The 6,597-nt window shown below is 44.1% G+C and carries 6 protein-coding genes; 3 read left to right on the forward strand and 3 right to left on the reverse strand.

The annotated features are described in order from the left end of the window. Window positions 1-72: 72 nt before the first annotated feature. Window positions 73-1,122 (reverse strand): WG repeat-containing protein, encoded by a 1,050-nt coding sequence (locus RIB93_RS18390; RefSeq protein ID WP_446374306.1) that lies wholly within the window; start codon window positions 1,120-1,122, stop codon window positions 73-75. 174 nt (window positions 1,123-1,296) lie between these two features. Between RIB93_RS18390 and egtC the strand changes: the two genes are divergently transcribed. Both egtC and RIB93_RS18400 read left to right on the forward strand, forming a co-directional pair. Further along, on the forward strand, window positions 1,297-2,085 hold the full coding sequence (egtC, locus tag RIB93_RS18395) for an ergothioneine biosynthesis protein EgtC (RefSeq protein ID WP_446374308.1): 789 nt from the start codon (window positions 1,297-1,299) through the stop codon (window positions 2,083-2,085). Window positions 2,086-2,997: 912 nt separating this feature from the next. Continuing rightward, a complete protein-coding gene (locus RIB93_RS18400) occupies window positions 2,998-3,963 on the forward strand; it encodes a protochlorophyllide reductase (RefSeq protein ID WP_446374310.1) in 966 nt (321 codons plus the stop codon). Between the two features lie 798 nt (window positions 3,964-4,761). Here the strand turns inward: RIB93_RS18400 and RIB93_RS18405 are convergent. Together RIB93_RS18405 and RIB93_RS18410 are read right to left on the reverse strand one after the other, a co-directional pair. Continuing rightward, window positions 4,762-5,343, reverse strand: coding sequence for a sugar O-acetyltransferase (locus RIB93_RS18405; protein WP_446374312.1), 582 nt, complete (start codon window positions 5,341-5,343; stop codon window positions 4,762-4,764). Between the two features lie 20 nt (window positions 5,344-5,363). Then, window positions 5,364-5,987, reverse strand: coding sequence for a type I restriction endonuclease subunit R (locus RIB93_RS18410; protein ID WP_446374314.1), 624 nt, complete (start codon window positions 5,985-5,987; stop codon window positions 5,364-5,366). A 348-nt stretch (window positions 5,988-6,335) separates the two neighbouring features. Between RIB93_RS18410 and RIB93_RS18415 the strand changes: the two genes are divergently transcribed. Beyond that, entirely contained in the window at window positions 6,336-6,464 is a 129-nt protein-coding gene (locus RIB93_RS18415; protein ID WP_446374316.1) for a DNA-binding domain-containing protein, read from the forward strand. Window positions 6,465-6,597 lie beyond the last annotated feature (133 nt).

The raw sequence follows: 6,597 nt of genomic DNA on the forward strand, positions 1-6,597 counted from the left end.
AATAGAGAATACCCAATTTATATTAATTTTGATAAAAACACAAACAACCGAGGGTATTCATAACACAATCAACTAACACCGAGACCCCGATTTAGGATTAACCCATACCCGTGCTAGTCCCTGAGAGAAGATACCCAAATTAGCCGCTGCTACTGGTGGTTGTAGCGCTACTTTTCCCGTCTTATCGATGTAAACCCAAGCTCGGTTAAAATGTACGGCGGCTAGTCCTTGAGAAAAGTTACTAGCTCTAGCAAATTGAAAGGGAATGGCTAATTCACCACTCTTATCAATATAGCCTAACTTGGCTTCTACTCTCACCAGCGCCAATCCTTCGGCAAACTCTTTGGCATCATCGAATTGGAGTGAGATGACGACTTTACCTGTTTCATCAATATAGCCCCAATTTTCCTCTATTTTTACCGCTGCTAATCCTTCCGTAAATCTTGTCGCTTGATTAAATTGGGGTGAGATGACGACATTGCCTGTTTCGTCAATGTAGCCCCATTTCTCTTCAATTTGTACCGCAGCTAACCCCTGATTAAAACTCTCAGCATTATCAAATTGAGGTCGAACAACTAGCTTACCTGTTTTATCGATGTAACCCCACTTGGTATCAATTTCTACGGCGGCAAACCCTTGAGTGAATTTCCGGGCTACATCAAATTGAGGTGGAACCACGACTTGACCACTCTTATCCATATAGCCGTATTTATCATCAATCTTCACGGCTACCAATCCTTGCGAGAAGGAAAAGGTAAACAAAATAGAATGATCGGGCTGGGGGGGAACGACTGCTATTTCCCCGCTCTTGTCAATGTAGCTCCATTTTTCGTTAATCTGCACAGCGGCTAACTCATCAGCAAAGCTCAGAGCTATGTCAAATTGAGGCGAAATCACCAGCTTTCCCGTTAGGTCAATATAACCCCACTTCTCCCCAACTTTTACCGCTGCTAATCCTTCGGAAAAATCGGTTGTCGAGGCAAATTGTGGGGGTACAACAAACTCGGCATTCTGGTTGATATACCCCCCACTTCCACCACCAGCGCAAGCTCGTGCCGGGATGGGTTGGCTACTGCTTAGAGTTGTGAGAGTCAGCATTAGTGCGATTATCGATTTTTTCATGGTTATTTTAACTCCAATCATTCGGGAAAATATCCAGTAGGTCGAGTTGCGCTCGTTGCCCAAACTTACCTGTTAGGGAAGTTTGCCAGGATGTCGCCTAATCGTTAAATCAAAAAATTACACTAAAGTTACCACTCCAGCCTAAAATGCAATTGGATTCAATGGAAGATAAGCATGTGCCGATTACTAGGCTACCTGGGTTCCCCTGTCCAACTCAATCACCTTTTGTATAAACCTGAACGTTCTCTGGTTGTCCAGAGTTACTTACCCCAGGAGATGACATCGGGGGTTGTCAATGCGGATGGATTGGGCATTGGCTGGTATCACTCCACCCAGGATGTTAATCCATTTACCTACAAAAATACGCTACCCATCTGGAACGATACGAATCTACCGGAATTGAGCCGTTATGTGCAATCCGACTGTGTACTGGCGTATGTTCGTAGTGCGACGCCCGGTCAAGCTTTAGACATGGGAAACTGTCAACCCTTTCGTCGCGATCGCACCTTATTCATTCACAATGGTTTTATCGAACGGTTCCGTCAAACGCTCTATCGACCGATTCGCGATCGCCTGAGTGATGAAATTTACCAGTCAATCCACGGTACAACCGATTCCGAGCATATTTTTGCCCTCCTTGTCAATGAAGTCCAAACGGTTCCCGATGCTTCCTTAGAGAAGGCATTGTCGCAAACCTTGATCCAGTTGACAACATTAGCCCAATCCTATCAAGTCAACTTTTCTGCCAATGTGATTATCAGTGATGGGCATAGCCTCGTTGCTAGTCGCTACGCATCGGGTAGCAGTGCGCCCACTCTCTACTGGGTAAGGGATGAACTCAATTACCCTAACGCTGTCCTAGTTGCCTCTGAACCCTTGTTTGCGGGGAATTGGCACAGTTGCCCAACCAATAGCCTGCTGGTGGTTAAAGAGGATTTGGACGTTCGCATCAATCAATTCTAAAGAACTGATCATGTCATGGAACTTGACCTATTCTAGAGGATGCTGATGCACCGCCGTCTCAATGGCGTTGCAGTTTGTGTTATTCTAATAAATACCTACCATCTCATTTTTCTCAACCCAGCGATCTCTCACGCTCGGGTTTTCTTAGATGTCTAACTAAGTCGAATAGGCATAGCTTGAGTTCTATGGCTTAGTTCTTAAGATTAGTTTGAGATAAGTTTAGGGTATTTTTTTCCGGCTTCACTATCTTTTAACGGTATTGCTCAATCCCTTTATCTGGCAGGATTCCTGCATTCTAGATACCTGCACTTATCGCCTCATACCCTAGGTTTATTCATTAATCTCACCCTGCCGAAGACAACTACTGATTAGCCACGCCAATCGGGAAATTGACCCTGAAGACAGGCAGCGATTTCATCGTTCCAGTCGTCTTCTATTTGGGTAATCCACGCCTCAAACTTATCCTCAGTTTTTGAGTTGAACATTTTGTACCGTAGTTTTAACGACAATTTATCTCCGTGCCGAGATTGGTTATGAGAGAGTTGGCAATAAGTCATTATTAATCTTCCGATAATTATTAATTAACTACAAATCCGTGACTTTATAAACTTCCTTTAACAAATATATTGAATTGTAAAGAAAAGATCTAGGGATTGAATAACATAACCTAGGTGATGATAAAAAATAAGATTGGTGATACTGTATGGTCTGGATAAGTAATTTCAATGCAACGTCAGCGTGACTAGACAGAATCCCTTTGGTGAGCGAGGTCACAAATTTTATCTGTGCCTCTCTACCCAATCCATCGGAAACTTTTTTGATCAACTGGATCTACTCGACTGTAAAATCGGTAAATCAGTGGGATGAGATCCTAGAAAGCAGTTAACGGCGGTTAACGGAGTTTTGAACCAAATGGAACAACATCAGAAATCAACAGTTGTAATTACGGGTGCCTCGTCAGGGGTGGGTTTGTATGCTGCCAAAGCCCTGGCGCAACGGGGAAACTGGCATGTGGTGATGGCTTGTCGGAATTTAGAGAAAGCCCAAAACGCTGCCCAAGAAGTGGGTATGCCGGAGGACAGCTACACGATTATGCATATCGACTTGGGTAGCTTAGAGAGTGTGCGCCAGTTTGTGACTAAATTCCGCGAAAGCGGCAAATCCTTAGATGCCTTGGTGTGCAACGCTGCCATTTATATGCCCTTACTCAAGGAACCTCTGCGATCGCCAGAAGGTTATGAGTTGAGCGTTGCCACAAACCACCTGGGACATTTTCTCCTAAGTCACCTGATGCTAGAGGATTTGAAGCATTCCTCGGCTGAGTCTCCCCGGCTGGTTATTTTAGGAACGGTGACTCACAATCCCGATGAATTGGGTGGGAAGATTCCACCGCGTCCAGATTTAGGGCAACTCAAGGGGTTTGAAGCAGGATTCAAAGAGCCTCACTCGATGATTGACGGCAAGAAGTTTGAACCCGTCAAAGCTTACAAAGACAGCAAAGTCTGTAACGTTCTGACCATGCGAGAACTGCATCGGCGTTATCACGAATCAACAGGTATCGTCTTCAGTTCCCTGTATCCAGGATGTGTGGCGGATACACCCCTGTTCCGCAATCACTATCCCTTGTTTCAGAAAATCTTTCCCTTGTTCCAGAAACACATCACGGGTGGGTATGTGTCCCAGGAGTTGTCAGGTGAACGGGTTGCAGCCGTCGTTGCCGATCCTGAATATAGCCAATCGGGTGTCTATTGGAGTTGGGGGAACCGACAGAAGAAAGAGGGCAAATCCTTTGTACAAAAGGTTTCTCCCCAAGCCCGCGATGATCAAAAAGGGGAACGGATGTGGGAGTTGAGTGCCAAGTTAGTGGGAGTTGCTTGATGGGAAACTAAGCTGTCACCCATTTAAATGGGGAATGGGTAGTGTTACGCATTTAACTTGGGAATGGGTAGCGAGCAAGATGCTCACCCGACAAGGATTTCACCATTATTGACAGGTTGAAATACCAAACAGCTTAGGTGTTACCGTTTCTCCCAACCCCATAATGAGTCGGGGTGATTCATAAATTGCCCCGACTATAATTTTGGAAAAGATTAATTAGTCTTTGGCTATAAAGCATTAAGAAATATTAACAAGTGTCAACTTCTGACTGTTCTCTATTCCCCGTTTCCTGTTGCTTTGTCCATGTCCTGACGACTTAATCGAAGAAATAATACAGTGTATTACGAAAGCGTTGACAATTATTGTATCCTTTTCTACCATAGTTAATATTCCTTCTAAAGAAGGTAACATAGATGTATTACAGTAAGGGAATTTACTCTCACAGCCAAAAGAAAATCCCATTGCTGTAGACGATTGATGTTGACGATATTTAGATAGGGCGCATTTACCCAAAAAAGCCGTTAGGTTTTTAAAGCTTTGTTTTTTTAATCTAGACAAAGTTTTGTAGAACGGCAAAACCTGTTTGAATGGAGCGATTGGTTGAAAAGAGATGGCTCTACGCGAACAGGTACTGGTAAGTAAAACTTTAGTGATAGCAGATGGATGTTAGGGTGCATTTTCAGATTCAAGTGACGTGTTTGATAAGGGTCTTTATTTAATCAACGCCACTGATAGATAAGAATACGCGATCGCTTTTAATTCTCTTTCAACAAGAGAGAGCGATCGCCTTTTTTTGGGTTAAATCTCCAGGATGGGAGGTTGAGTTGGATTCGCCGAGCGAATAACCCGACAGGGGTTTCCTACGGCGACAACATTGGCGGGAATATTTTTAGTCACAACGCTACCCGCACCAATGGTTGTGTGATCACCAATGGTGACACCTGGACCAATAATTGCACCGCCACCAATCCAGACATTATTGCCAATTTTAATCGGTGCAGCCAGTTCGCGTCCCGTTAATCTTTGGGCGGGATCAGTGGGATGATAGGCGGTATAAATCTGCACATAGGGACCACATAACAGGTTATCGCCTAGGTGAACTGTATTACAGTCGAGAATCACACAGCCATAGTTCATATAGAGATTATCGCCAACATAGATATTACTGCCATAATCACAGTAAAAGGGAGGACTAATTTGAGGATTAGATCCCAGCTTGCCAAATAAGTCTTGTAAAAGTTGCGATCGCGTTTCTATTTCGTCTTCGGTTGTCGCGTTGTACAAGCGCGTGAGATGACAGGCTTGATTGTGTAATGCTTTTAATTCAGGGTCAGATGCTAGATATAGCTCTCCCGCTAACATTTTCTGTTTTTCACTCATTAGAAACTAACAGTTGCCTTCTACTCTACGAATCGTTTTAAAATTTGAATCACCCGATGTAGCTGGTTCTCACGGCGAGTTGAGAGGGTAAATTTATCGGATAAATCATATTCTCTTTGCTGAGGGTTGAGTTTAACAAAAAGGTAATCTTCTCCGGTGGTAATTAAACCATAAGCGGGATTCTCAGTTATCGGGTTAGACATCATGTAGGCGAGGGTTTGGGGTAAAGCCTGCATCACACTAAAACCATAGCGTTTGGTTTCTAGAAGGATGAGCCATAATCGCTCCTGCATGACTAAAATATCAATGAGTCCCTCTAGGATTTGGTCTTTGTCTTCGATTTCAATTTTGATGTATTTTTCCCCTTTGATCAGATAGGGGGGATCATACAAGCCTAATAATTCTAGAATGGGAGCAATTATAATCAGGTTTACGGTGCTTTCGGTAATCGCTCCTTCAGCTTGATAGTAACGATAGCGGGTTCGTAGGCGATCGCACGTTTCAATTTCCCCCAGACTGAGTTCTGGCAAGGGTTCTAGCCATTCGGGGAAGAAGGTTGGGTTGGTTGTCGGCTGCAATTGAAAGGTTTGATGCGCTTGGTTTAAGTTTGTAATTGCTTTGGTAACACCAATAACTTGGGGCATGGCATAGATTTGAGATAAGGGGGCGATTTCTCTGGGGAGTTGGCAACGCCTGGGCGTTCTTTCATTTTAGGGGTGATTGTTAACCTGTAAGCCGAATCGGGGCGCTGAATCCTGATTCTCTGGGATAGGGCTTGGTAACCAAGCCCCTACAAGGGTTGGTGCTAACTGAAAACTCGGATTCTGAATCCTATATTCTCTACAGGATAAGGCTTGCGGCGGAATGGATTAACGGGTACGATGCTTTGATGGGGAAGGGGTTGGGGTGAAACGTTTAAGATTTGATACAAGCCTCTTGTCAGATTCCGCTATGCATTTGCTAGATTAGGATATCTTTTTCCGGTTTTCCCGATGAACTCAGTCCAACTCGGTATCCGCATCCCTACCCATCTTAACCAACGTCTGACTGACTACATTGAACGCACGGGATTGTCAAAGACGGAGATAGTGATTAATGCGTTGGCGTCTTATATGGGGTGAGTAACTGTAACCAAAACCCTTGACACATCTACCCATTGTTGCCCATTTATTGGTAAGGTTCTATCCGGAGAGAGTTGACTGAGGTGATATAAAATAAGACGAACATTGAGAGGTCGAATCAATGGCTACTATC

Origin of the sequence: Coleofasciculus sp. D1-CHI-01 (genome assembly GCF_040218875.1) — a bacterium.
Classification (GTDB): domain Bacteria; phylum Cyanobacteriota; class Cyanobacteriia; order Cyanobacteriales; family Coleofasciculaceae; genus Coleofasciculus.

Bases quoted from the DNA above. Each gene is read 5' to 3' on its own strand.
- egtC (WP_446374308.1), top strand. From the start codon at position 1,297: ATGTGCCGATTACTAGGCTACCTGGGTTCCCCTGTCCAACTCAATCAC.
- RIB93_RS18400 (WP_446374310.1), top strand. From the start codon at position 2,998: ATGGAACAACATCAGAAATCAACAGTTGTAATTACGGGTGCCTCGTCA.
- RIB93_RS18415 (WP_446374316.1), top strand. From the start codon at position 6,336: ATGAACTCAGTCCAACTCGGTATCCGCATCCCTACCCATCTTAACCAA.
- RIB93_RS18390 (WP_446374306.1), bottom strand. From the start codon at position 1,122: ATGAAAAAATCGATAATCGCACTAATGCTGACTCTCACAACTCTAAGC.
- RIB93_RS18405 (WP_446374312.1), bottom strand. From the start codon at position 5,343: ATGAGTGAAAAACAGAAAATGTTAGCGGGAGAGCTATATCTAGCATCT.
- RIB93_RS18410 (WP_446374314.1), bottom strand. From the start codon at position 5,987: ATGCCCCAAGTTATTGGTGTTACCAAAGCAATTACAAACTTAAACCAA.